Genomic DNA, 26273 nt, shown 5'->3' on the forward strand with positions numbered 1-26273 from the left:
ACTGTGATGGTGATCCAAGGTAACGCTGGCGGAAATGACAATGGGGGAAGTGACTTTATTCCAGGAGGGCCGACAGCTCGGGGGTCGGGCGGCGGTGGCGGAGGCGCCGGTGTTTATCTTGACGGTGTGACGGCAACAACGCATTCCGGCCTTGTTATAATTGGCGGAATCGGCGGTAGAGGTGGCGCAGCACGAACTAATTCTGGTATTGTCACCGACGCGTTATCTGGCGGCGGTGGTGCCGGTGTCGTCGTGAACGGCGGCTATTTTTCCAATGTTGCAGGAGCGCTTATCGTTGGGGGCGCTGGCGGCAGCGGAGGGAATATTCAGGTCGCCGGTGTAGAGGGTGGTGGCGGCGGCGGCGATGGTGTTGTTGTTCAAAATGGAGCGACGTTTCTAAATGAGGGGCGGATAGAAGGGGGAACAGGCGGCTTGCCAGATCGTCTGGCTGCTCCATCCAATCTTTTTGGTGCCGGTGGTGCTGGTATTCGCGGTGGCAATAATGCTTATATAATCAATGCAGGCACGGCCAAAGCCGGCGATTCAAGGCGAACAACTCAGCCAGCTTCGGATGCAATCATGCTTGTGGGAAGCAACGGAACGCTGGAATTGCGAGCCGCATCGAACATAGACGGGCGGGCCACGGCAATATCCAATTCCAATAATCGTCTTGCTCTTGGGGGTGCAGTCGACGACCGTTTCGATGCGAATGAAACCGGCAGCAAATATGTCGGCTTCGATAGTATCCGCAAAATAGGAACAAGCCGTTGGGATGTCAGCGGTGACACGAATACTTCGCCGTTTTCAGTAGAAGAAGGAACTATGGCTGTCAACGATACGCTGGGTGGCCCTTTGACGGCTTCAGGCGGCAGACTGATAGGTTCGGGCAGCGTGGAATCTATCGTTGATCAGGCGGGTGGGACGGTAGCGCCCGGCGATAATAGCTTTGGAACTATGACTGTTCGGAAAAATTTTACAGCCCAAGGCGGAACGGTGGAAATAGCCACAGTGCTAGGTGGAGACCAGTCTGCGACAAGTCGCTTGCTTGTTGAAGGGAGTACGATTGGCAGTGGTTTCGTCCGAGTGATTAACAAAGGCGGATCGGGTGCACTGACTGAAAAAGGGATTACCGTAATAGCGATCCAAGGGCAGTCCGGGGCCTCTTTTGCTCTTGTAGGGGATGCCGTTGCAAATGATGGGAGATCTGCCGTCGTCGCAGGAGCGCATGCATATAAGATTCTTAATGATGGCGCTGCATCCAATGATCGCTGGTTTCTAAGCTCGCGCGACAAAGATGGCTCTCCCATCCTCAATCCAGGTGCTCCACTCCATGAAGGAGCGGTGCAGACAATGAGGTTGCTTAACCGTTTGCCTACGCTGCAGCAACGTGTTGGTAACCGTTACTGGAGCGGAAGGGCAAATTCAATTGTCGAACAGGGAGACGGGCCAGGGGTAAATGATGGCGCACCTTCTCCTGAAGCCGGTTCAGCAATTGACGGCAATGGCATGTGGGCGAGTATAGGAGGAGACCATACGCATCTGAAGCCAGAGTGGTCGCCAACGGGCCTGAAACAGGAAACGAATATTTTTACACTTCGCGCCGGATTTGACGCGCTTCTTTATGAAAATGGAACAGGAAAACTGATCGGTGGCCTATTAGGTCAATATGACAATGCCCGCTCAAAAATCAGAGCTACGCAATGGAACGGCCAGGTTGACACGCAAGGAGGCGGTGTTGGAGCCACATTGACCTAGTATAATTCTAATGGATTCTACGTTGATGGTCAGGGGCAGATCAACTGGTACAATAACGACTTCTACTCTTCCAGTGCATCGCGATCAATTGCGGACGATAAGGATGCCAGAGGTTACTCCCTCAGCATTGAAACGGGACAGAAAATCGCCATCAGTGATCGTTGGTCGGTCATACCGCAATTACAGTTACTTTGGTCATCGCTTCGGGCTGATCGCTTTCGCGATGTCTGGAATGTGGACATAAATCTGTCAAAAGGACAATACTTAACAGGACGTGCCGGATTATCCCTTGATCACGGACGCTCATGGTATTCGCAGAATGGCACTCTTAGTCGGGCTAGTGTAGCTGGAATCGTCAATATATATCAGGAAATGATAGACGATTCGGTAGTTCGTATTTCAGATATTAAGCTTGATACCAAAACAGACCGTACCTGGGGCGGGATTGGGATCAATGGAAACTATTCCTGGAGAGACGATAAATATTCCGTATATGCCAACAGCGGAATAGATACGTCACTTAACAACTTTTCAGACAGCTATTCATTCAATGGCGCACTTGGCTTCCGAGCAAAATGGTGAGCTGTAACCCAACGCAAGCTTAGCTCTGCAGCAGCATGATTTGTATTGGAATTTCCACAGCCAACATCTCGATTACGATTGTACCAGGGTGTTGACAAGCATGACATTCAGCTATTCTCGGGAATCTACATTTTGCCCATCCGCAGTCCATCGTACGCGGGATGAAGATCGACCCGCAGGGCGTACCGGGGTTGCGTACGCCGATCCGCTTCTCCGATGCAGAATTGAAAACCGACCATCGCTCACCCAATCTGGGCGAACATAGCGAAATGGTCCGGTCTGAACTGGATCGAAAATGAAGTGATCAACCCCGCTCCCGCGGGGTTTTCTTTGTGTGGCATCGTTACTTGAATCTGAGCGCAAAGCCACGCCACGAAAATGCCGCTCCCCTTGATAAAGATGACCGCCTAAACCAAATACCACTCGTTGCCTAGGCTTGGCGTTCGCCGGCGGATCTTGCTGGTATAGGCGCGCCCAAACTTATTGACGTTAAATAAGACAGACCACCCAATGCCTGCTTGGCAATGCTCAAAATTTTTTTTCACCCTAATGTATTAACAGAATTTCATTCAGTTATCTGAACGAGTATACGATGAAAATAACCTCAGGAATTCAAAAATAGTTCTTGAGATAGTTTTTTAACGCAAAAATTCATGAACGAATTTTTATGCTTATCGAGCTCAATTTCAAGCCGTATTCTCGCAACTGTCGGATTTGTTATTAGAAGAATCATCATCAAGCATTCCCAGAATCATTTCGGAGAGCAGGTCCTGCGTTCCCTTCAATGCATCTGCCAAATCCTCGTCGGTTGGGAATACCAGTTCAGCAGCGACATTGTCCTGCACAATCCTGGCGAGATTGTCCAAAGCTACATAAATGTAATCGTCCGGCGTTTGCGCGGTTGGCAAATCAATGAGGTGTGTATCGACCTGCTTTGGGTTCATGAAATCACGGATGATGATTGAGTTTTGATTCAATACAGACGTCGTCCAGATCGATAGAACTACAACATATAGATTCTTCCAGTGCCGGTCGCCAATTTCCTTCTTCCATCGCTCCAAGGTTTGGCTAACGCCTTTAATCTGCGCATCTGCAGCAAACCGCATGTTCGTACTTATGTTGTCGTGGATGCTAGCGGTGAATTTTTTGAATTCCTTGATCGAAATTTGCCCGGATTCAATCGTCTTATCGATATAGCCAACTCCAGCTTTGATAATTTTCCGGCTGGATATCTCCAGTTCATCAGGAATATCAGCGCTCCGAAGTTGACGCTTGGCGGTCTGAAGCGTTCTTGAAAACTCAGACAGCTTGGCGACCCAATCCGTGGTGTCCGATCCATTAAGGTAAGGGGCTATCAGTGTGAATATTCCCAATGGGACATGTGCAACCGATTTCGCCAACTCGAAAGTCACAGCGATGGGATGGAGCGTCTCCCTTTTGCCATTAAATATCAGCGTGTACTCTCCACCCTTCGCATCGTTGTTCACGATGATCACCGGCGAAAGATGATTGATGAGCTCGGCTTTCAACGCAGCATAGTTATGCTGCATGTCGGTATCGATCTGAATGATCGCATTGCGGCCTCTGACCCGTTCGCTCGACCAGAACTCCGTCATGTCCAGATCATGCGGATCAATGTCTTTTGACCTGCGATGATGAGAGCGCGACCGTGTACTCTGGCTGATTGGCTGGCGGCCCGCGCCGTGTTTGACCGGGCATGCTTGCTTGTGCTGTTCCATGATTCAATTTGTTCCCCTTGTTTGTAATGAAGGCACCACGGATACCCCGTTTTCTTGTTGGCACGGCAATGACTAGTGCCAACAAGATGCGCCTGTTTCTTTATCCGAGTTCGTCAACGCTCGGAACGACTACACCGTAGAGATCGGCAATAGTTGCCAATGCGCTGTGATGCAGTTGTTCTGATGAAACTTCGGTAAGATTGATTTGCAACGGCCGCGTGGCACATGCATTGGCAACAATGGTTGGTTTCTTCCCCTCCAAGAAAGCCCTTGCCGTCGTGAACAACACACACATATGGGTCATGAAACCCGCGACGATGACGTTATCGTGGCTTGCGCTGTTCAGAAGATCCGCCAAGTTCGTCCCCACGAATGCATCGGGGGCGGTTTTGACAACGACGGCTTCGCTTTCGATCGGGGCCACATGGGAGTGAATCTGCCCAATCTCTGCATGGGTGTCGTATGGAGTGCCAACTCCACCGTCATTGACGATGTGGATCACCGTTGCACCCGCTTCGCGCGCGCGCTTCAACAACTTGGCAGCGGAATCGAGCGCCTGTTGCCAGCCATCGAGTTCCATAACACCCTGAGTGTAAGTGTTCTGGAAATCGATCATGATTAACGTCGAGTCCCCCAAATGAGCAGGGGTCTCGTCAAAGCCATTGAGTTGACGGAGTGTTGTACGTGCCATAGCCTACCCTTCCTGAATCTACAGGTTTAAGAGCCCAACTGAAAATTAAGTTGCGCGATTTCAGCAATTTGCGATTCCCTGTTTGTTGAAACCGGAAGATCACATGGATTGGACTGAAACCGCTCGCAAAGACCATGACCTGAGAACCCTACCATTTGCAACTGACAGTACCGACAGGTTGGTAGCCGAGTAAGAAGGGAACAACTGAGATTACCGTCCCGCTTCTCCGATGCCGAGCTTAAAATCGACCACCGCTCACCCAATTTGGGAGAGCATAGCGAAATGGTTCGATCGGAGCTGGACAAGGCATGAATCAAAAATCCCGCTCAGGCGGGGCTTTTCTTTGCTGATATGCCGTTGGTGCAGTCTTCCACGGCAACCATGACGCTGAACGCCTTGACGACGGCATAAGCCGTGCCGCCAACAGCAAGATGCAGTTCGTCAACAGCTTCATTGGTGATCCGCTCCCACTGGTCGTCCCGAAGTGAGTCGCAATCCATCGCAGATCTCCAAAAATCAGCATTGAACCTGATTTGCACGTCCGGGGGAATCCCAAAACATTAAATCGTCACCACAGCCTAGCACAGCCATCTAAGAGAAGGAGAATATCGAGAGTCGGAGCTGAAACTGTTTATAGCAGAGCTTGGAAAAACAAAAACGCCCGAAAGGGCGTTTGCTTAAAATCTAACGATTTCAACTCTCTATAAAGAGAATGGTGCGGTCGAGAAGACTCGAACTTCCACGGGTTGCCCCACAGCGACCTCAACGCTGCGCGTCTACCAATTCCGCCACGACCGCCCGTGGTAGAAGCCGAATTGCTCCGGCGAGTGGGCATTTAGCAAATCACCTTGGGGTGTACAAGCCCCATCTGCATCATCAGCCAATCTTTTTCGAAAAGAATGTGCAAAACCGCAGCACGGTCATCTCCTTAAATGCCAGGAAGCCATATTTTGCGGGCTTTTTCAAAGACTTCCCTCGGATGATATTTTTTCAGAAAAACTTCACAGAGCTACTCGCCCACACGTCAAAAAGGCATGACGCGACCGGAATAGCCGGCAAACTCGCGAATCCTCGCTCCAGAAGATTCGTGAAAAACTGAAAAATCAGCCCGCTATGCCCTGAAGACGCCGGATATCCTCCAGACGTTTGATCGTTTCGACATATCCGGCATCGATTGCCTCGGAAGCGCGGTGAAAATCTGCAAGGCCAATCTGGCCAACCACAGGCATCAGCGAAAGGTCTGGTGGATCGCCCGCCATACGCGCACGGGAAATGCGGTCCTGAATGATGTTGAAGGCGTCCATCATCACGCCGGTGATTCCCAGACGCGCTTCCTTTTCACCATGGATCGCGCCGGGCAGACTTTCCTGACGCATCTGCGCGTGTTTGATGACCGCCGCGCGGCCATACTGATCGTAATGAAGGTTGACCGCCAGAACGAGCCGCTGCTCATAGGCGCGGCAAACGGAAACCGGCACAGGATTGACGAGCGCACCATCGACCAGCACGCGCTCGTCCCAGCGCACGGGTTCAAACACGCCGGGCAGAGCATAGGAAGCCCGCATGGCATCCACAAGCGGCCCCGACGACAGCCATATCTCATGGCCGGTACGCAGTTCGGTACAGACCGCCACAAAGGGCCGGGTGAGTTCTTCTATCCGCAGGCCATCGAGATGTTCACGAAGGCGTCCATCGAGCTTCATGCCGCCGAAAAGACCGCTGCCGCGAAAGGTAATGTCGAGGAGATTGAACATGCGGCGTCGGGTCAGGCTGCGGGCGAATTCTTCCAGCTCGTCCAGCTTGCCCGCCAGATAACAGCCCCCGACAAGCGCGCCGATGGATGTGCCGGCAATCATTTCGATTTTGATATTGGCCTCGTCCAGCGCGCGCAGCACACCGATATGCGACCAGCCGCGTGCAGCACCGCCGCCAAGCGCCAGCGCTATCTTGCGCGGCTCACGCTTGATTTCAGGCTTCTCAATGACTTCCTGAGCAGGTGCTTCGACGTCTACACTGACAGTCCTGCGCCTTACCCCCCAGTTAAGCATCACCACGGACACCTCATCGTTTCGTTCAGACTAGCGAAACTTGGTATCCAAAGAATAAATGCTGCAAATTAATGACGCGAGACCTATTCGCGTCATCACATCGAATTGAAAACGATCAATGATCGTGATCGCAAGCGCCGTCGGCTTCCATTTCCAGCGTCGTTTCACCGTTCTCGGTAACCACCTGCCGGTAGAAGCAGGACCGGCGTCCGGTGTGGCAAGTGGGACCGTCACCAGCGACGCGCACCTTCAGCCACAAGGCGTCCTGATCGCAATCGGTGTGCAATTCGATGACGCTTTGCAGATTACCGGACGTTTCACCCTTTTTCCAAAGTGTGTTGCGCGAGCGTGACCAGTAATGCGCGATGCCCGTTTCCAGCGTCAGGCGCAGCGCTTCCGCATTCATATGAGCCACCATCAAAAGCACGCCGTCCCGTTCATCGGTGACGACAGCCGTGATGAGGCCGGAAGCGTCGAAGCGCGGCATGAATACCGCACCTTCTTCTATCGTCTTTTTATCAGAGGGCTGGGCAGGGAAGGTCGTCATTGTCTCGCCTGAAACGGATAAGAGGCACGGGCTTTCTACCACGTGCCTCGAAATATTTGAAAAACGTCGGTCATGCATGCCCGAAAAGCCGAAACCTTTCGGGACAGTGCATTATTTGCTGCGCGAGAGGGTCATGAAGCGCACCTGTTCATCCACCTTGGTCTTCATCTCACCGGTGAAGGTGGTGGTGATGGTGGTCGAACCCTGCTTGCGGATACCGCGCATGGCCATGCACATATGCTCGGCCTCGATCATCACGGCAACGCCGCGTGGCTTCAGAATGGTCTGAATGCTGTCGGCGATCTGGGCGGTGATGCTTTCCTGCGTCTGCAGGCGATGCGCGAAAATATCGACCACGCGGGCGATCTTCGACAGGCCGACAACCTTGTGGTCGGGCAGATAGGCGACATGCGCCTTGCCGATGATCGGAACCATATGGTGTTCGCAATGCGAGAAGAAGGAAATGTCCTTCACCAGCACCATATCGTTATAACCGGCGACTTCTTCGAACACGGTGCCAAGCACTTCTTCGGGGCTTTCCGCATAACCGGAAAAAAGCTCCTTATAGGCTTTGGCAACACGCTTTGGCGTTTCCAGAAGGCCTTCGCGGTCCGGATTATCGCCAGCCCACAGCAAAAGCGTGCGGACTGCCGCTTCCGCGTCGGCCTGCGTTGGCGTGCCGTGCAACGGGGTTACATTTGCCTGCTTCTTCGAAGGCAGGCCGGATTCGTCATCTTCTTTGAGGATGCGCGCGTCCATCAGTATTCTCCAGTAGTCTCCTTCGGGGAGGAGACGAGTTAAACGGACAATACAACGATACGCTTTGCGAGCGGGCGATGTATTGATCCGGCGGTTAGGCCCACCGGACAGGTTTTCATGCCGCCACCACGGCGTTGTGCTAAAACATGATACCTGAAAGCACAAAGGCTTTTTTATACGTTATCATGCTCTAAAACACACTATCAGAACGTTCAACAATAGTTTTAAGTCCAACGTCCTGACACCATCCAAAGTGCAGGCATTACTTGCCTAATATATAGGGAGTAAATTGCAACTTCAAACTGCCGTCGAAAAACATTTTTTTGTTTTTTCTCAGGCTGGTGTCACCATTGTGAAATTCGTATCATTTCGGCGCAATGAAAAGCGGCAGGGGCAGGATTCGAAATCAGCTGAATCTGGCGCTATCTACGGATTTGAAGTTCCTGACTGCTGGCACCATGTAAGAACATGAGGCTGCATAGCCAGCATACCGGGCGGAAGGCTCACGCATATGATCGACGACATTTACAACAAGCGCATTCTGGAATTTGCGGGCAATATGGAACGTATCGGTCGGTTGGCCGAGCCTGATGCCGTCGCAACGATGCATTCCAAACTGTGCGGTTCGACGGTCACCGTCTATCTCAAGATGGCCAATGGTGTCGTCACCGATTTTGCGCATGAGGTGAAGGCGTGTGCACTGGGGCAGGCGTCCTCGTCGGTCATGGCGCGCAATATCATTGGCGCGACCGCCGACGAACTGAAAGCCGTCCGCGGTGCAATGTATGCCATGCTCAAGGAAAACGCCCCGGCTCCGGAAGGACGATTCGAAGACCTCAAATATTTCGAGCCGGTGCGCGAATACAGGGCCCGCCATGCATCGACGCTTCTGACCTTCGATGCTGTTGTCGATTGCATTCGCCAGATCGAAGACAAAGCCAAGGCCGCCTGACGCCATGTGTTCCTGTGGTAAAGACCACACGGCTGATACGCCGCCTCAGGCAAAGCGATACAGCCGCAACTTCACCGATGGCTGGCGCAAAACGCCGGGGAGGGTGTTCGGCACGGCATTCGTTCGACTCTATCAGCTGACGCTGTCGTCGCTGATCGGCAACTCCTGCCGCCATATGCCGACCTGTTCCGAATATGCCTATGAGGCAATCGCCCGCCACGGCCTGTGGAGCGGCGGTTGGATGGGGCTTTTTCGCGTCATGCGCTGTGGCCCGTTCGGCACCCATGGTTTCGATCCGGTGCCGCGCGAACTGGCGGGCGACCTCAAATGGTATTTGCCCTGGCGCTACTGGCGCTGTTCGGCTCCTCACGACTAAATACCCATGTTTTTACGCGATGCTTAGAATTCATTAACGATATCAATGTTTCTTAGGGAATAAGAATTGAGGCATCGTTATGGTCTTTTTCAGGCCGCAATTTGCCTGCACATCCAGCTAGCAATTCCATATCCGCGAGCCATCATGCTAACATTGCCGTCCCGTTTCGCACGTTTCGTTGCTTCCGTAGCGTTTGGAGCCACCGTTCTGTGTGCCTCCACAGCATTGGCGAAGCCGTCGTGGGTCGTGTTCGACGCTGATAGCAACCGAATACTCGGTCAGGACGACGCGAATCTCCAGCGCGCACCGGCCTCGCTCGCCAAGATGATGACGCTCTACATCACATTCGAAGCGCTGAAGACGGGTCGTCTCCATTGGGATGACGAGATGCCCGTCTCCAAAAATGCCGCTGCGAAAGTCCGCATGAAGCTCTGGCTCAAGCCGGAGCAAACCATTTCCGTGCGCGACACCGTCAATGCAATGATCATCATCTCGGCCAATGATGCTGCCACTGTGATGGGCGAATATATCGGCGGGTCCGAAGCGGCCTTCGGGCGTTTGATGACACAGCGCGCACGCCAGATCGGCATGAAGAGCACTTTCTTCGTCAATCCGTCAGGACTGACCGCCAATATGACGCAGCTCACCACAGCACGCGACATGGCGGTGCTTGGCATGGCGCTGCGCCGTGATTTCCCGGAACAATATGCGCTGTTTTCCCAGCGCTCCTTCACCTATCGCGGCCGGGTTTATAACGGCCACAACAATCTGATGTACCGTTATGGCGGCGTCGATGGAATCAAGACGGGCTATACGAATGTATCCGGCTACAATCTTGTTTCGTCTGCGATCATTGATGGCAAGCATCTTGTCGGCGTTGTTCTGGGCGCCGGGTCGGCAGGCGAGCGGGACGGCCAGATGGCCAAGCTTCTGACCCGCTATGGCAATGCCAGCGGCGAGGGCACGGCTGTGGCTATGGCAAAGCCGGTCGCTTTTGCGCCAGCGCAAAAAGCAGCTCCGAAAAGAGATTCGGTTGCGGACTTGATCGACGATTCCCAGATCGAACAGGGTGACGGCGGTTATCTCGTCGCATCGGCAGGCGCGGCGTGGCGCATTCAGCTTGCCGCAACACCCACGCGTGCCGGAGCCAACGAACTTCAGGAAAAGTTCCGTCCCGCGGTGGATCAGGTCGCTCATGGGCTGAAGGGCGAGATTTCGCCGGACGGCAAGCGCCGCAAGGTCTATCGCGTCTGGTTTGGCGGCTTCAAGGATTCCGCTTCCGCCGAAAAGGCCTGCGCCAAGTTGAAAAAGCAGAATATCGACTGCTTGCCTATCAAGGGCTGACATCCCATTTACAAATTGGCTTATAAATCCCGACAAATAGCCCTGTCGGGATGCCGTGCTTTACTGGCCGGACAAAAAATATTAGAAGCCTCACGATACAAGCACGCATGATCATGAACCACCCGCAATCGTTGGCGGGACTGGATAAGGACGAATAGAATGTCGAATACCGTTTCCATGCAATTCCCCGATGGTTCCGTACGGGACTATGATGCGTCGACCACCGGCGCTGCACTCGCGGAATCAATCTCCAAATCTCTCGCAAAAAAGGCGGTGGCCTATGCCGTCGACGGCACCGTGCGCGATCTTTCCGATCCGCTTGGCGCTTCCGGCAAGATCGAGATTCTGACCCGCGAAGATCCGCGCGCGCTCGAACTGATCCGCCACGACACGGCACACGTTCTGGCGGAAGCCGTTCAGGAGCTTTTCCCCGGCACTCAGGTTACGATTGGCCCCGTCATCGAAAACGGCTTCTATTACGACTTTGCGCGCAATGAACCGTTTACCCCGGACGACCTTCCGGTGATTGAAAAGAAGATGCGCGAGATCATTCAGCGCAACAAGCCGTTCACCAAGGAAATCTGGTCGCGCGACAAGGCCAGGCAGGTTTTTGCCGACAAGGGCGAAGCCTATAAGGTCGAACTCGTCGATGCGATTCCGGAAGGTCAGGACCTCAAAATCTATTACCAGGGCGACTGGTTCGATCTTTGCCGTGGTCCGCATATGGCTTCCACCGGCCAGATCGGCAATTCCTTCAAGCTGATGAAGGTTGCCGGTGCTTACTGGCGCGGTGATTCCAATAATCCGATGCTCACCCGCATCTACGGCACCGCTTTCGCAAACGACAACGACCTTCAGGCCTACCTGCATATGCTTGAAGAGGCCGAAAAGCGCGATCACCGTCGTCTTGGCCGCGAAATGGATCTGTTCCATTTTCAGGAAGAAGGTCCGGGCGTTGTGTTCTGGCATGCCAAGGGCTGGAAAATGTTCCAGAATCTGGTGAGCTATATGCGCCGTCGCCTCGACAGCCACGGCTATCAGGAGGTCAACGCGCCGCAGGTGCTGGACAAGTCGCTCTGGGAAACCTCCGGTCACTGGGGCTGGTATCGCGACAACATGTTCAAGGTGACGGTTGCCGGTGACGATACCGACGACGACCGCGTCTTTGCATTGAAGCCGATGAACTGCCCAGGTCACGTGCAGATTTTCAAGCACGGCCTGAAATCCTATCGCGATCTGCCGATCAAGCTTGCCGAGTTCGGCAACGTCCATCGTTACGAGCCGTCCGGCGCTCTGCACGGCCTGATGCGCGTGCGCGGCTTCACGCAGGACGACGCGCACATCTTCTGCACCGAAGAGCAGATGGCGGCGGAATGCCTGCGCATCAACGATCTCATTTTGTCGGTTTATAAGGATTTCGGCTTCGAAGGGATCACCATCAAGCTCTCGACCCGACCTGAAAAGCGCGTCGGTTCCGACGAGCTGTGGGATCGCGCTGAGAGCGTGATGATGAAGGTTCTGGAAGAAATCGAACAGCAGTCAGACGACATCAAGACCGGCATTCTGCCGGGCGAGGGTGCCTTCTACGGACCGAAGTTCGAGTATACGCTGAAAGACGCCATTGGCCGTGAATGGCAGTGCGGCACCACGCAGGTCGATTTCAACCTGCCGGAACGTTTTGGCGCGTTCTACATCGACAAGGAATCCGACAAGCGCCAGCCGGTCATGATCCATCGCGCCATCTGCGGTTCGATGGAGCGCTTCCTCGGTATTCTGATCGAGAACTTCTCCGGTCACATGCCGCTCTGGTTCGCGCCGGTTCAGGTCGTGGTGACGACGATCACTTCGGATGCGGATGATTATGCGGTCGAAACAGCCGCCAAGCTGAAGGCTGCCGGTTTGCAGGTCGTCACCGATCTGCGCAACGAGAAGATCAACTACAAGGTTCGCGAACATTCGCTCCAGAAGGTTCCGGTCATTCTCGTTTGCGGCAAGCGTGAAGCGGAAGAACAGACAGTCAATATGCGCCGCCTCGGCTCTCGTGATCAGGAATCGATGACGCTTGATGAGGCTATTGCCCGTCTTACCGAAGAGGCCACCCCGCCGGATTTGATCCGCCTCAAGAATGGCGGCAGATAACAAACGCCTCGCTCCAAACAAAAAGACCGCGCCTTGGCGCGGTCTTTTCTATTTTCACGATTCTATACAAAACGGCCACCACGGTATGAATCTGCATTCCTTTGCGGGAATCAGCCGTTTAGCTGGAACTGGGAGGCATCCGGTCCCAAATTCCGTACATTGAACCGAAGCCATGCCCTGGTTCGCACTATTTACACTCAATTCCGCAGCTCCTGCATAGACTTGTGAAGCAACAAGAACGCTAAATGTCAAAACAATAAGCTTTTTCATTCGAATACCTTGAAGAAATATTAAAGGGACGAATGTAAGTTTATTTGAAAAATAAAAATTCAAAATGCCAATATCGCGCTATGGATAATTGTCTAATTAAAAATTGTCATTGTTTGTATTGACGCTCATCTCTTCCGAAAAAAAAATACATGTCTTTTCGGGGTTATCTCTAATCAAGAGAGTCGTCAGATGCCTCAGATTCCTTGTTGGCAATGACTTCGACTTCCTCATTTTTTCCGGACGTAACCTTGAAATCCCGTTGATAGATGCGGTCTTTGTTCTTTGCGACGGCGACATAATCGCCTTCGATCAGAACCAGCGAGGAATAGGCGCCCACACTTTCGCGCACCACATCGCCCGAGGCGTTGAGAACGGACCACGACGTGTCGGCCAGCGCTTCACCGCCCCGTTCGCGCACGAGCTTGAGGGTCATTTCCGCAGCACGATGCTCGACCGTGGCTTCGGTGAGTTTGCCTGCTTCGACACGAATATCGGCACGGATGATCGCATTGGCCGAACCATAATTGGAAACGACGTGGTAGGTGCCGCTATTGAGCCTGATGATCGCATTGGGCTTCACATCGGGAACGATCAAGGAACGATCACTATTGTCTTCGTCCGCATAGATCGAGAACCGCAGCAGATCATTGTTAATCTTGCTTTTGTCGGGCAGAACCGCACTCAGCTTCATCCCGCCCGCATCGAGCATCATGAGTTCCTGTCGGGCGTTGCCACCAAGCGTAATGCGCTTGGTTGCGCCAGCGCGCCCATAGGCCACGTGAACGAGGTAACTTCCCTCCGGCAGATTGAAGACAGCGCTTCCGCCCTGTGCACTGGCGATCAGCGGCAATTGTCCGTCTGGCCCGACATTGGGAGAGAAAACGCGCCAGACCAAACCCGTTGGTATGTCGCTGCCATCATCCACGAGGCGTGCCTTGAGATCCAGTTCACTGGTTTTCATCAAGGGATTGTTTTCCGGGCTCGTCGGTGACGCATAGGGGCTGAGCGTTGGCAGATCGAGCGGCGGTTCAGGCAGGTTCAATCCACTGCTTGCCTCGGCAGCAGGATCGAGACCCTGCGCCCATGCGGGTACACCCGGAATCGCGGATAGCAGTGCGACAGCAACCCATTTGCCGCGAAAGTATCGGGATATTTGAACGCAAGGCAGAAGTTTGAAAACCGACATAGCTTTTTTGATCCCATGCCGGTGTCGAATTCAAGGCCAAATCGTTTCTGCCACCGGCATTTTTTTAACCATGGCTGTGCTGCGGTTTGCCAGAGTTTTGACTTTACACCGCCCCTGTGACGGGCGAGAAGAGGCGGCCCTCTCTAAACCGGAGTGGCAGTTCAGGTTTTAGCAAGTTCCAGTCGTGAGGTTTCCCGTGGCGCATCCGGTGTTCGATTTTCTAGCTCAGCGTAGTTCCACGCCGATTTCCGCAATCGGCGCTCCCGCACCGGAAGGTGAAGAACTGGCCGAACTGCTCAAGGTCGCGGCCCGCGTTCCCGATCATGGCCGCCTCACGCCCTGGCGCTTCATTTTGTACCGCGGCGATGCTCGCAAACGGGTAGGGGAGTTGCTGGTCAAGCGCGCCGAAGAGCGCGAAGGCCCACTGCCGGAAGGCCGCAAGGAGCAGGAATTGACCCGATTCTCGCGCGCGCCGCTGGTGATCGGCATCATATCGTCCCCAGTGGGACATGAGCGCATCCCGGAATGGGAGCAGTTTCTGTCAGCTGGCGCCGTTGCGATGAACCTCTGCATTGCTGCCAATGCGCTCGGCTATGCCACCAACTGGATCACCAACTGGTATTCAAATGACGCGCCGTCCCGCGCGTTTCTCGGTCTCGCGCCGAATGAACGCGTGGCTGGTTTCGTTCATATTGGTACAGCCGAAAACAAGATGCCAGAGCGCCCCCGCGCTGATATGGACAAGATTGTTTCCGACTATTCCGGCCCGTGGGCGGGATAAGTTATCGCCTTAAAATCATTTCCTAACACAAGGAAATATCGATGTTTTATGAGCCGAAAGAGGGGCATCCGCTGCCCCATAATCCCTTCAAGGCAATTGTCGCGCCGCGTCCGATCGGCTGGATCGGCACCTGTTCGAAGGACGGAGCAGTCAATCTCGCTCCATACTCGTTCTTTAACGCGATCTGCGACACGCCGCCGATGGTGATGTTTTCGTCCAGTGGCATCAAGGACAGCGTGACGTTTATCGAAGAAACGGGCGAGTTCACGGCCAATCTGGTGAGCGACCATCTCAAGACGCATATGAATGCGTCATCCGTCGACGCGCCGCGTGGTGTCAGCGAGTTCGACTATGCCGGATTGACCCGCGCATCGTCGAAAATCATTGCCGCTCCGCGTGTCAAGGAAGCCTACGCGTCACTGGAATGTGTCGCCGTGGACATCCGGCGATTGCAGGACAAGGAAGGCCAGACGACCAATAACTATATGGTCATCGGGGAAGTCGTCGGCGTCCATATCGATGAAAACATTCTGACTGACGGCCTTGTCGATATCGCCAAGGTAAAACCGGTAACCCGGCTTGGTTATATGGATTACGCCACGACGGAGAGCGTCTATCAGATGTTCCGGCCGAAATGGAAAGATCAGTAAGAGGGGCTTGTTAAAGCCCCTTTTTCTTGGCTTCGGTCCAGATATCTTCCATTTCCTCAAGGCTTGCTGAATCGAGGCTGTTTCCTGCCTCATCCAGCGTCTTTTCGATGAAATGGAAGCGCCGCTTGAACTTCTCATTGGCAGAAATCAGCGCCGTTTCTGCGTCAATCTCAAGGTGACGGCCCAGATTGACCATGGCGAAGAGCAGGTCGCCATATTCTTCCGCGATATTGGCTTTGTCCTGTGCGGCCATCGCTTCCTTCAGCTCGGCGGTTTCTTCCGAAATCTTGTCGAGAATCGGTGCCGCCTCAGACCAGTCAAAGCCAACTTTTGCTGCTTTCTGCTGCAATTTCAAAGCGCGGACGAGGGCAGGGAAGGCATTCGGAACATCGTCAAGAAAACCGTTGCTCTCGCTCGTATCAAGCCCGAGATTGGCGCGGCGTTCCGCCCGCTCCGCCTTCTCTTCCGCCTTGATCCGGTTCCACGACCCCTTGGCCATACCGGCGCTTCGGGCTTGCGCATCGCCAAAAACATGCGGGTGGCGGCGGATCATCTTGTGCGTAATCGCCTGCACAACGTCGCCGAAGGCAAAACTGCCCTGTTCCTCGGCCATCCGCGCATGGAAAACCACTTGCAGCAGAAGATCGCCCAGTTCCTCGCGCAGATCGTCCATATCGTCGCGCTCGATGGCGTCGAGAACCTCATAGGCTTCTTCCAGCGTATATGGCATGATCGAGCGGAAGTTCTGCTCCACATCCCAGGGGCAGCCGGTTTCCGGATTTCGAAGGGCGGCCATAATTTCGAGCAGGCGGTCGATATTGCGGGAAGGGGTCATCTGCGCTCCATCGAACTTCGTTAATACCGTTGCCAGTTGCTCCCAAAGAATCATCTGGAACGGGTTGAAGTCCGTTGCCGATTTTGCATAGTCAGCTCGGGATCGCACATCGGGGCGGCATGTTCAACAAGTGGATACTTGATCAATGACAATTCTTGTGACTGGCGGTGCCGGCTATATCGGCTCTCATACCTGCGTTCAGCTGATCGAGGCAGGCCATGAAGTGGTCGTGGTCGACAATTTCGACAACAGTAACCCGGAAGCCCTTCACCGGATCGAAAAAATCACCGGTCGCGCGCCCATTCGCGAGCCGGGCGACATTCGCGATCGCGCGCTTCTGGAGCAGATCATCACCCGTCACAAATGCACGGCGGTGATCCATTTTGCGGGCCTGAAGGCTGTCGGAGAATCAAATGAGAAGCCGCTGCATTATTATGACTGCAATGTGCTGGGCACGCTGCGGCTGTTGCAGGCGATGGAGGCCACCGGCGTCAAAACGCTGGTCTTCTCATCCTCCGCCACCGTCTATGGCGATCCGCAAAAGCTGCCGATCACCGAAGACCAGCAGCTTTCCGCGACCAATCCCTATGGCCGTACCAAGCTGATCATCGAAGAAATGCTGCGCGATCTCTATAACAGCGACAACAGCTGGAGGATCGCCATTCTGCGTTACTTCAATCCCGTCGGCGCGCATGAAAGCGGCCTGATTGGCGAAGACCCGAAAGGCATTCCGAACAATCTGATGCCGATCATCGCCCAGGTTGCAACTGGACGCCGGGAAAAGCTCAACATCTGGGGCAATGACTATGCGACACCGGATGGCACGGGCGTCCGCGATTACATCCACGTGGTCGATCTGGCCGCTGGACACCTCAAGGCTCTGAAAAAGCTGGACGAGCCGAAATGCTTCGCCGTCAATCTCGGCACAGGGCAGGGCTACAGCGTCCTCGATGTCGTCAAGGCGTTCGAGCATGTCTCCAACCGCCAGATCAATTACGAAATCGCACCGCGTCGTCCGGGCGACGTTGCCGAATGCTACGCCGATCCAACTTTTGCCAATGATTTCCTCGACTGGTCGGCTGAAAAGAACTTGCGCGAGATGTGTCAGGACATGTGGAACTGGCAGGCAAAAAATCCCAATGGTTACGAATAGGTCGGCGTCACGCGCTCATCGCAAGTAAATCCCGGAAAAGTGAAGCAGACGGGTCTGTTTTCGATCCACCAATGGTTGAAAACAGGCCCGATGCGTTTAATAAACAGGCCCCGCAAAATGGGCTTATGTCCCTGAATATCCCTGTTTCATGGATACGAAACGGCGCCCAATTTCCTAAAAGGCGCGCCGAACAAGATTGGACGAAAGAATGCGCTTCCTGCCGGATAAATTCACCACAATGTTGATCGCCACAATTCTGCTGGCATCGGTGCTCCCGGTACAGGGCGAGTTTGCCGAATGGTTCGGCATGGCGACAAAAGTGGCCGTCGGTCTTCTTTTCTTCCTGCATGGAGCGCGGTTGTCGCGCGAAGCCGTTATTTCAGGCATCACCCACTGGAAGCTGCATCTCGTGGTCTTCCTGTCCACTTTCGTGCTGTTTCCGATTCTGGGCCTCACAGCGGGATGGGTTATTCCGGGCCTCGCACAATCGGCCTTCTATACCGGCATTCTCTACATCTGCGTTCTGCCTTCGACGGTCCAGTCATCCATCGCATTCACATCGATGGCGGGTGGCAATGTGTCCGCGGCGATTGTCTCGGCTTCTGCGTCGAATATTTTCGGCATGTTTCTGACGCCACTGCTGGTGGGCTTGCTTTTTGCGGTGCAAAGCGGAGGAGGCGGCATCTCTCTCGATGCGTTTGAATCTATTCTGCTGCAATTGCTGCTGCCCTTCGTTCTGGGTCAAACCCTGCAGCCCTGGATCGGCAATTTCATGCGGCGCAACAGCAAGCCGCTCAGCTTCGTGGATCGCGGTTCGATCCTGATGGTCGTCTATCTGGCTTTCAGCGAAGCCATCGTGGAAGGCCTTTGGAAATCGGTCTCCTGGGACGATCTGGTGATGATGCTCGGTGTCAACATCGTGCTGCTGATTGCCGTCTTGTTGATTACCTGGTACGGCAGCAAGCGACTGGGCTTCAATCGCGCTGATTGCATAACCATCCTGTTTTGCGGCTCCAAGAAAAGCCTTGCCAGTGGTGCGCCGATGGCTAGTGCCATTTTCGCGAGCGCCAATGTCGGCAGTATTGTGCTACCATTGATGCTGTTTCATCAGATACAGCTTATGGCTTGCGCGGTGATTGCGCGAAAACTGGCCGATCATAAATAAGCTGCACGACCATCAGACTTTGAAAAGGCATTACGACAATGGCGCAGACCGACGACAAATCCTTCGATGAGGACGCTCTGGCGGAAGCCTATGATCGTGCGCTTGCGCTTGAAAAGGCTGGCGATTTCGACGGCGCTGCTAAGGCCTATGAAGAAGTTCTGGCCATCGATCCCGACGATCATGGCGGCGCTACCGTGCGGCTTGCCAGCATGGGACGCGGCGCAGTTCCGCTGAAAGCGCCAGATGCTTATGTGGCGACGTTGTTCGACCAGCATGCCGAAATGTTCGACACAATTCTCGTGGACCAGCTCGGTTACGACGTGCCGCTGCAATTGCGCGAAATATTGCTGGAGATCGACGACGAGTTTCATCGTGATCGTATGCTTGATCTTGGTTGCGGCACGGGCCTTTCCGCCGATGCACTCGACGACATGGCGACGCACAAGACGGGCGTGGACATTTCTGAAAACATGATCGAAGTCGCTTTTGAAAAAGGTGATTACGACGCGCTGTTCGTCGGCGAAGCGGTACGCTTTCTGGAAACCACCGCCGAGGACAATTGGGACCTCATCGTGGCAACCGACGTGCTGCCTTATATGGGCGAACTGGATCGGTTCTTTGCAGGCGTGGCGACGCAACTGGAGCCGGACGGCTATTTTGGCTTCTCCAGTGAAACGCAGGACGATACGCGCTTTGCGGGCCGGGCGTTTATGGTCGGCGATTATCAGCGTTTCGCGCATGCAAAATCATACGTGACAGCAATGCTGGATGCGCACGGCATGGACTGCATCCGCTGTGAAAACATCACCGTGCGCAGCGAACAAGGATCGCCGGTTCCCGGACATCTTTACGTCGCGCGACGTCGCTGACATTTCGATCCAGCGTGGTTGAACTGAACCACGCTAGATCGCTTGATGACGGTTGGCGTAATTGTCTGGTTCATCGAATAGTCGTGGAGCTGGACGTGCTTTCACATCGCCGTTTCATGAACATGATTGTTCCATAATCTATCTTATGTGATCGACATATATAACAGGGGTGGGTTCTAGCTTGAAGTGCGACCGACCTACGATGGCCATACCGATCTGACCTGCGATATGGGCCTGACACCAATGGCGTATCGTTCCCTTCGAAACGCGAGAAACCATCATTGCTCGTGCCTTCACTCACTTCGCCGCGCCGAGATATTTAGTCCTCAGCTTTGCGATCTCCTCGCTTTCATGCAGGCTGATGATGGCTACGCTGGCTGGTTGGACGAGTTCGCTGTGACGCGGAAATGCAAATCCGTATTTGTCCGGGCTGAATGCACCGCCGACAAGATCGAGCGGCTGATCGGTATGCTGATGCATATAATATTCCAGCACGGGACCGTCTGCGACGATTGCCGCTATCTCGTCATTGACGAGCGCGGTAACGGCTTCCGGCAAATGATCGAACGAAACTGTGGCGATGGACCGGGATTTCAGAAACTGTTCTGCAACGCTGCCAGTTCGCACACCAACGGATTTTCTCTGCAGGTCGCTCAGGTTCGATATCCTGTTGTCGATATGCGCCACGGTCATCACGCTGGTGATCGATGATGTGACATAGGCGATAATGGCGATGCCGAAGACCATCCAGAAGGTTTGCCAGATACGTCCAATCCAACCGAACAGATTTTTGCGTGAGGTTTTGCCGGAAGTGGCAATCGAAACCACATGATGGAAGCTCTCCGCCAGCCCTTCCCGCCACCGTTTCGGAAAACTTTCATCAAAACGCCTGTCGAACAGTGTCAGAAGCACCGTTGCCGCAAGCAGAATTCCCAGAATCCAGACATAGGTGGTCAGATGGCCAGCGCGGCCGAGGTGTCCGACAAGGTCACCCCAGCCGGTACCGGCCTGGGTATGCACCATGATACGCAGACCAGCATCGAACCATGGATAGGTAAAATCGGCGACCTCAGCCCGACTTTCGGTGATAGTCAGATTGGTAACGGCTGCATCGACTTTGCCCTCGGAAACGGCCCTCATCAACGCGCCGTAGTTTTGAAATTCCACATAATGCGATGCAATATTCAGGCGTTCAGCGATGTTCTGCCAGATGTCGATCGCCATGCCGGAGTAACTATTGCCCTCATTGTTGACGAAAGGTTCGCTGACATAAACGCCAACTTGCACAGGCTTTGGGGCTTGTGTCGGCCCCTGCGCATTAGCAGTTGCGCAAATCGTCAACAGAAACAAAACGAAAAAAAGAATGGATATTAGTCGATAATATAAATTATAGAATAATAATATAATCATATCCCCCGCCCCGTTATCAATTTAATATGATGCATTGAAATGTAAATTGCAAAATATATTTGTTTTATTGTTGAATAAATATAAGTAATATCTAATTATATTAAGATAACAAACACAAAAAACGTGACCGGCCCGACGCTTAAAGCGTGACTGATCAGGCGTTTCATCTCATCTGTGATTGACAAAATCGGCGGTTGATTAAAATCATTTCCTCACTGCGCGCATCATGAGAATGACTGAAAAGTGTATGGAGCCTGGAACGGTCTAAGACCAAAGCAGCATGTATTCGTCGTGTACATGTTGTATGACCCGACATGGGTTCCAGCGCTCGCGTTCCTGACCGGCATTTGTGGGTCTTGACGCATATTAAACGGGCATTCCCGGCCCGCTGGCTGGATGGGATAGAAGGTAGAGTTATAGATGTTGGAAGCACGTATTCGAAACGCTTCGCTGCGAGAAAAGATCATCACGCCGGAGCAGGCGGCCAGCCTCATTAAGGATGGCATGATCGTCGGCATGAGCGGCTTTACCCGCGCCGGTGACGCCAAGGCAGTTCCGGTTGCCATGGCAGCGCGTGCGGCAACCGATCCTTTTCAGATCACGCTGATTACCGGCGCTTCGCTTGGACATGACGTCGACAAGATCCTGACCGAAGCCCATGTGCTTGCGCGCCGTATGCCATTTCAGGTCGACCGTACCCTGCGTTCCGCGATCAATCGCGGTGAGGTCATGTTCATCGACCAGCATCTGTCTGAAACGGTCGAGCAGTTGCGTTCCAACCAGATCGGTCCGATCGATTATGCTGTTGTCGAGGCGCTGGCGATCACCGAAAGCGGTGGCATCATTCCGACCACGTCGGTCGGCAATTCGGCAAGCTTTGCCATCCTGGCCGAGAAGGTGATCGTCGAGGTCAATCTCAATCAGCCTATGGCGCTTGAAGGCCTGCACGACATCTATATTCCGACGAAGCGCCCTACCCGCGACCCCATCCCGGTCACGGCCTGCGACAGCCGCGTCGGCCTGCCCTACATTCCGATTCCGGTCGAGAAAATTGCCGGTATCGTCATTACGCAGGAAAACGACAGCGCCTCGACGGTCGAACCTGCCGACAGCGAAACCGTTGCCATTGCCACCCACCTGATCAATTTTCTTAAGCAGGAAGTGGAGCATGGCCGTCTCGATCTGACACTGAACCCGCTTCAGGCCGGCATTGGCACCATTGCAAACGCTGTGCTCAACGGTTTTGCCGATAGCCCTTTCCACAATCTGCGTATGTATAGCGAAGTGCTGCAGGACAGCACCTTCGAGCTTTTCGATGCTGGAAAGCTGGACTACGCCTCCGGTGCATCGATCACGCTCAGCCCCGCCGTCGGCGAGCGCGTCTTCAACAATATCGACCGCTATCGCGACAAGCTGATCCTGCGCCCGCAGGAAATCAGCAACCACCCGGAAGTCATTCGCCGCCTCGGCATTATCGGCATCAACACCGCGCTTGAGTTCGATATTTATGGCAATGTGAATTCCACCCATGTCGATGGCACACATATGATGAACGGTATTGGCGGCTCGGGCGATTTTGCGCGCAATGCTTATATCTCGATCTTCGTCAGCAAGTCCGAAGCCAAAAATGGCGCCATTTCATCCATCGTTCCGATGGTCACCCATGTGGACCATACGGAACATGACGTCGATATTCTGGTGACCGAACAGGGCCTTGCCGATTTGCGCGGCCTCGCCCCGCGTGAGCGCGCCCGTGTGATCATCGACAATTGCGCGCATCCGGATTATCGGGACCAGCTCAATGATTATTTCGAGCGCGCCTGCGCGCGTGGCGGCCACACGCCACACCTTCTGGAAGAAGCTTTCAGCTGGCACACACGCCGTCGCGAAAGCGGCACCATGAAGCAGGGATAATATTCTTCTGCGGGTGGCGGTAGTTCAAATCCAGCCACCCTTCGCCCTTCCCGCTCGCAGTTCCAGCGGAACTTTCTCTACGTCGAAACGTTATCCGGCATATCGTTTTCCAACGGGAGACGAGAATGCTGCGAAAGGACTTGGGCTCTTGCACCAGCCTTTTCGCTTAACGTTCAGTCTGACGTTCTGGAGGAGCGGCGGTCAGACGGTAAGAACAATGCGCCGTTCCAGTAAGGGTCAGAACAGCTATGTCCATCCTCATCGGCCTTCTGATAACAATTCTTGTTATCTTCCTCGTTCTTTATCTCATCAACATGCTGCCACTGGATGCGAAGGTGAAACAGATCGCTCAAGTTATCGTGATCATCATCGGCATCATCTCGCTTCTGAAATACCTCGCTGTCTTCTGACGACCACCGCCTTACCGGTTCACAACCGGAAATCTCCAAACGTTATGCACTGCCCGGATAAGACGAGTTCTTTCGAAGCGTCCTTGCCATCTGTACGCCTCGGAAGGCTCGTCTTCGTCGCTTGAGCATGGTTCGAAAAGCACGAAGCTGTTTCGGATAAGATGTGGGCAAAAGCCAAAGATTATAGGGATTACGGTGATTCAACTTTCGCTGAAACTGCTCCGGGCGGTTGTTTCCGTCCCTTGCTTATGTTAGCCATTTCAAAGCGAATATATCCTTCGAAAATCCCGATACCTCCCCCGCTCTTGTTGTCTTTTTGCTTGCCCGCACGAGGACAACTAAAACCTTAAATTGTGTCTTTCGGGGTACGCTTCTTGGAAAAGTTGCATTCGGGCTTTTTGGTATCTTTTCCTTACGAGCAGTTGCTCTTATAAGCCGTTCAATCAATTGCTCCCTTAACGTAAGGTTTCGAGTGGCAAACAGATAATCCTGATCCGGGGACGGGGAGTAAGGAAATGAAGGCAGCTTTATGGAAAGCAGGAGTGATAACCCTTTCTGTCGTGCTGTTTTCTGTCACGCTGACCTGGACTGCTGCCGCCCTGTCTGGTGAAAGACCTGGGATTGTGGCGCTGGCGCTCAGCTCTGGAATTCCCTTTGCCACGGCTTTTCCGTCACTCGCTTATATTTTCCGGCAGCATAACAGGCTGAAAGACGCCTATACCCAGCTTGAGAAAGCGCATGTTGAATTGCAGGCGCGCGCGCGCGTCGATCACATGACGGGATTGCTCAATCGCGAAGCGCTTTTCGACGCCATGAAAGTCAGCCGGTCGCGTATTGAAACAGGTGTACTGATGGTGATCGATGCCGACCACTTCAAAGCCATCAACGATACGTTCGGCCACAGCGCCGGCGACCGTGCTTTAAAGCTGATTGCTTTTGCCCTGCAAAACGTGACGCGTAAAGGCGATCTGGTCGGGCGCATCGGCGGCGAGGAATTCTGCGTCTTCCTGCCGGGCGCGAGCAGCGAAACCGGCGTGCGCGTAGCGCAGCGCATCCGTACGGAAGTGGAAGGCACGCCCTTTCACTCGACCGAATATCAGGTCTATCCGCTGACGATCAGCATCGGCGTGGCTTCCGCTCCAAAAACCGAAACCAATTCGCAAGTGATGAGCCGCGCCGACCGCTGCCTGTATATGGCCAAGCAACGCGGACGCAATTGCGTGGTGCTGGATGAAGAAAGCGCTCGACTGGCGAGCGCTTCAGTTGTCTCTATCAACAGTGGTCGCGAAATAGCGCGCAGCTGATATTCGGTGAGCTATTCAACCCAAGGGATAACTTCTTCCTCCGACCAGCCGACCGGAACAAAACCCATCTTCTGATAGAGCTGCAAAGCGCGCGGGCTGTCGAGCGTATTGGTATGGATCGCAATTTTCTGCGGCCCGTGCGCCCAGGCCGCCGAGATTGCTTCACTGAGAAAGAACTTGCCAAGCCCCCGCCCCTGAAAATCGGGTATCAGGCCAAAATAGAGGATTTCTGCCGTTTCCGGCATGGCTGTCAGATCGAGTTCCACAAAACCGGCTGGATTGCCATCGGCATAAAGCACGTGAATTTCACTCGTATCGGCGTGGATAATGTCGGCCACTTCCGCATCGCTCTGCAGGCGGCGCATCATCCAGTGATGCTGCCGCCCCACCTGCTCGTAAAGATAGCGATAGAAATGCACCGGCATGCCGCTCGCCCGCATTATGGCGAGCCGCAAACCAGAGGGAACCGGCACGGAAATCGCCGGTCGCGTCTGCATTTCCAGATGCGTAATGCGGGCTTTCAGCTTTTCGACCATGATCAGTCGGCTTCGCCCGTCACTACCGGGGTATCCTGCCTGCTACCCCATTCGCTCCAGGAACCGTCATAAAGCCGGTTATCCTTATGGCCGAGCGAGGCCAGCGCCAGCATGATGACCGCCGCCGTGACACCAGAGCCGCAGCTTGTGACGACAGGCTTGGTGAGATCGACGCCAGCCTTGTCGAAAATTGCGCGCAGACTATCCAGATCCTTCAGCTCGCCGTTCTCCGACAGCGTCCCGACTGGAACATTACGCGCGCCCGGCATGTGACCAGAGCGCATGCCCGCGCGCGGTTCGGCGTCGCGACCGGTAAAACGTCCGGCAGCGCGTGCATCGGCAATCTGCGAACGGCGCTCATCGACGATTTCCCGCATTTCGGCAAAATCGACGACGCCAGCCGGATCGAAAGCAGGCGTGAACAGCGTCGCCGCAATTTTCGTCGGTTCGTCGGTCACAGGATATCCTGCTGCCTTCCAGCCATCGAAACCGCCATCGAGAACGAAGACGTTTTTAACGCCCATGATGCGGAACATCCACCAGACACGCGGTGCTGCAAACATGCCGGGCCCATCATAGACCACCACGGTTTCATCTGCCGTGATGCCCATGGCGCCGACATGCTGCGCGAAGAGTTCGGGCGATGGCAAAGTGTGCGGCAGGCCGGAATCCTTGTCGGCGATCACGTCCTGATCGAAGAACACTGCGCCCGGAATGTGTGAGGCATTATATTCTTCAAGGCCATTGCGTCCCGCCGCAGGCAGATACCAGGATGCATCCACAATGGCGATGCCGGGCTTTTTCAGCCGCTCCTTCAACCAGTCGCGCGATACGACAAATGCGCTTTTCTCAACCATA

23 protein-coding genes, 1 tRNA gene and 2 pseudogenes are annotated in these 26273 nt (G+C 54.1%); 14 read left to right on the forward strand and 12 right to left on the reverse strand.

Features of this window, described 5'->3' with window-relative positions:
• Positions 1 to 579: 579 nt before the first annotated feature.
• Both FIC94_RS22620 and FIC94_RS11575 read left to right on the forward strand, forming a co-directional pair.
• Positions 580 to 2337 (forward strand): annotated as a pseudogene (locus tag FIC94_RS22620) (autotransporter family protein).
• Between the two features lie 131 nt (positions 2338 to 2468).
• A pseudogene (locus FIC94_RS11575) lies at positions 2469 to 2636 on the forward strand (CoA transferase); the annotation flags it as partial.
• A gap of 387 nt (positions 2637 to 3023) precedes the next feature.
• Here the strand turns inward: FIC94_RS11575 and FIC94_RS11580 are convergent.
• From FIC94_RS11580 to folE, 7 genes are all read right to left on the reverse strand, one after another.
• Positions 3024 to 4076: a hypothetical protein gene (locus tag FIC94_RS11580; protein WP_210237290.1), complete on the reverse strand. Its 1053-nt coding sequence runs from the start codon at positions 4074 to 4076 to the stop codon at positions 3024 to 3026.
• Between the two features lie 100 nt (positions 4077 to 4176).
• Positions 4177 to 4767 (reverse strand): cysteine hydrolase family protein, encoded by a 591-nt coding sequence (locus FIC94_RS11585; protein WP_140024974.1) that lies wholly within the window; start codon positions 4765 to 4767, stop codon positions 4177 to 4179.
• Between the two features lie 326 nt (positions 4768 to 5093).
• Positions 5094 to 5267: a hypothetical protein gene (locus FIC94_RS22430; protein ID WP_180917980.1), complete on the reverse strand. Its 174-nt coding sequence runs from the start codon at positions 5265 to 5267 to the stop codon at positions 5094 to 5096.
• Between the two features lie 213 nt (positions 5268 to 5480).
• Positions 5481 to 5565 (reverse strand) — tRNA-Leu (locus FIC94_RS11590).
• Positions 5566 to 5870: 305 nt separating this feature from the next.
• Positions 5871 to 6818 carry a patatin-like phospholipase family protein gene (locus tag FIC94_RS11595; protein WP_371830782.1) on the reverse strand — a complete coding sequence of 316 codons (948 nt, stop codon included), beginning with the start codon at positions 6816 to 6818 and terminating at the stop codon, positions 5871 to 5873.
• 112 nt (positions 6819 to 6930) lie between these two features.
• Entirely contained in the window at positions 6931 to 7362 is a 432-nt protein-coding gene (hisI, locus tag FIC94_RS11600; protein WP_140024975.1) for a phosphoribosyl-AMP cyclohydrolase, read from the reverse strand.
• A gap of 111 nt (positions 7363 to 7473) precedes the next feature.
• Complete coding sequence (gene folE, locus FIC94_RS11605; RefSeq protein ID WP_109369080.1) at positions 7474 to 8121, reverse strand: GTP cyclohydrolase I FolE; 648 nt, start codon at positions 8119 to 8121, stop codon at positions 7474 to 7476.
• Between the two features lie 511 nt (positions 8122 to 8632).
• Between folE and FIC94_RS11610 the strand changes: the two genes are divergently transcribed.
• From FIC94_RS11610 to thrS, 4 genes are all read left to right on the forward strand, one after another.
• On the forward strand, positions 8633 to 9073 hold the full coding sequence (locus tag FIC94_RS11610; protein WP_140024976.1) for an iron-sulfur cluster assembly scaffold protein: 441 nt from the start codon (positions 8633 to 8635) through the stop codon (positions 9071 to 9073).
• Positions 9074 to 9077: 4 nt separating this feature from the next.
• Positions 9078 to 9449 carry a membrane protein insertion efficiency factor YidD gene (gene yidD / locus FIC94_RS11615; RefSeq protein ID WP_140024977.1) on the forward strand — a complete coding sequence of 124 codons (372 nt, stop codon included), beginning with the start codon at positions 9078 to 9080 and terminating at the stop codon, positions 9447 to 9449.
• 144 nt (positions 9450 to 9593) lie between these two features.
• The gene (locus FIC94_RS11620; RefSeq protein WP_140024978.1) at positions 9594 to 10793 is read left to right on the forward strand and encodes a D-alanyl-D-alanine carboxypeptidase; all 1200 of its coding nucleotides are present in this window, start codon (positions 9594 to 9596) and stop codon (positions 10791 to 10793) included.
• Between the two features lie 159 nt (positions 10794 to 10952).
• Entirely contained in the window at positions 10953 to 12932 is a 1980-nt protein-coding gene (gene thrS / locus FIC94_RS11625) for a threonine--tRNA ligase (protein ID WP_140024979.1), read from the forward strand.
• Positions 12933 to 13371: 439 nt separating this feature from the next.
• On the opposite strand, the gene FIC94_RS11630 is transcribed toward thrS, so the two are convergent.
• Positions 13372 to 14388, reverse strand: coding sequence for an RgsD C-terminal domain-containing protein (locus FIC94_RS11630; protein ID WP_235891999.1), 1017 nt, complete (start codon positions 14386 to 14388; stop codon positions 13372 to 13374).
• A gap of 196 nt (positions 14389 to 14584) precedes the next feature.
• On the opposite strand from FIC94_RS11630, the gene FIC94_RS11635 reads away from it, so the two are divergent.
• Together FIC94_RS11635 and FIC94_RS11640 are read left to right on the forward strand one after the other, a co-directional pair.
• Complete coding sequence (locus tag FIC94_RS11635; protein WP_140025079.1) at positions 14585 to 15169, forward strand: nitroreductase family protein; 585 nt, start codon at positions 14585 to 14587, stop codon at positions 15167 to 15169.
• Positions 15170 to 15210: 41 nt separating this feature from the next.
• A complete protein-coding gene (locus FIC94_RS11640) occupies positions 15211 to 15819 on the forward strand; it encodes a flavin reductase family protein (RefSeq protein ID WP_140024980.1) in 609 nt (202 codons plus the stop codon).
• Positions 15820 to 15829: 10 nt separating this feature from the next.
• Here the strand turns inward: FIC94_RS11640 and mazG are convergent, their stop codons facing one another.
• A complete protein-coding gene (gene mazG, locus FIC94_RS11645) occupies positions 15830 to 16654 on the reverse strand; it encodes a nucleoside triphosphate pyrophosphohydrolase (protein WP_140024981.1) in 825 nt (274 codons plus the stop codon).
• A 145-nt stretch (positions 16655 to 16799) separates the two neighbouring features.
• Between mazG and galE the strand changes: the two genes are divergently transcribed.
• The 3 genes from galE (at position 16800) to FIC94_RS11660 (ending at position 19841) form a co-directional block, all read left to right on the forward strand.
• Positions 16800 to 17807 (forward strand): UDP-glucose 4-epimerase GalE, encoded by a 1008-nt coding sequence (gene galE / locus FIC94_RS11650; RefSeq protein WP_140024982.1) that lies wholly within the window; start codon positions 16800 to 16802, stop codon positions 17805 to 17807.
• A gap of 208 nt (positions 17808 to 18015) precedes the next feature.
• Positions 18016 to 18972, forward strand: coding sequence for a bile acid:sodium symporter family protein (locus FIC94_RS11655; protein ID WP_140024983.1), 957 nt, complete (start codon positions 18016 to 18018; stop codon positions 18970 to 18972).
• Positions 18973 to 19010: 38 nt separating this feature from the next.
• Positions 19011 to 19841: a class I SAM-dependent methyltransferase gene (locus tag FIC94_RS11660; RefSeq protein WP_109369088.1), complete on the forward strand. Its 831-nt coding sequence runs from the start codon at positions 19011 to 19013 to the stop codon at positions 19839 to 19841.
• A 297-nt stretch (positions 19842 to 20138) separates the two neighbouring features.
• Here the strand turns inward: FIC94_RS11660 and FIC94_RS11665 are convergent, their stop codons facing one another.
• Complete coding sequence (locus FIC94_RS11665; protein WP_235892000.1) at positions 20139 to 21128, reverse strand: transporter substrate-binding domain-containing protein; 990 nt, start codon at positions 21126 to 21128, stop codon at positions 20139 to 20141.
• Between the two features lie 543 nt (positions 21129 to 21671).
• On the opposite strand from FIC94_RS11665, the gene scpC reads away from it, so the two are divergent.
• The 3 genes from scpC to FIC94_RS11675 all read left to right on the forward strand — a co-directional run bounded on the left by scpC (position 21672) and on the right by FIC94_RS11675 (position 24879).
• Complete coding sequence (scpC, locus tag FIC94_RS11670; protein ID WP_140024985.1) at positions 21672 to 23165, forward strand: succinyl-CoA:acetate CoA-transferase ScpC; 1494 nt, start codon at positions 21672 to 21674, stop codon at positions 23163 to 23165.
• Between the two features lie 248 nt (positions 23166 to 23413).
• Positions 23414 to 23575 (forward strand): Thivi_2564 family membrane protein, encoded by a 162-nt coding sequence (locus tag FIC94_RS22435; protein WP_167836030.1) that lies wholly within the window; start codon positions 23414 to 23416, stop codon positions 23573 to 23575.
• A gap of 515 nt (positions 23576 to 24090) precedes the next feature.
• The gene (locus FIC94_RS11675; protein WP_140024986.1) at positions 24091 to 24879 is read left to right on the forward strand and encodes a GGDEF domain-containing protein; all 789 of its coding nucleotides are present in this window, start codon (positions 24091 to 24093) and stop codon (positions 24877 to 24879) included.
• Positions 24880 to 24890: 11 nt separating this feature from the next.
• Here the strand turns inward: FIC94_RS11675 and FIC94_RS11680 are convergent, their stop codons facing one another.
• Both FIC94_RS11680 and sseA read right to left on the reverse strand, forming a co-directional pair.
• Positions 24891 to 25415: a GNAT family N-acetyltransferase gene (locus tag FIC94_RS11680; protein WP_140024987.1), complete on the reverse strand. Its 525-nt coding sequence runs from the start codon at positions 25413 to 25415 to the stop codon at positions 24891 to 24893.
• A gap of 2 nt (positions 25416 to 25417) precedes the next feature.
• Positions 25418 to 26272 (reverse strand): 3-mercaptopyruvate sulfurtransferase, encoded by an 855-nt coding sequence (gene sseA, locus FIC94_RS11685; protein WP_140024988.1) that lies wholly within the window; start codon positions 26270 to 26272, stop codon positions 25418 to 25420.
• Position 26273: the final 1 nt, after the last annotated feature.

It is taken from the genome of Ochrobactrum teleogrylli, from assembly GCF_006376685.1.
In the GTDB taxonomy this organism is placed as follows: Bacteria; Pseudomonadota; Alphaproteobacteria; order Rhizobiales; family Rhizobiaceae; genus Brucella; species Brucella teleogrylli.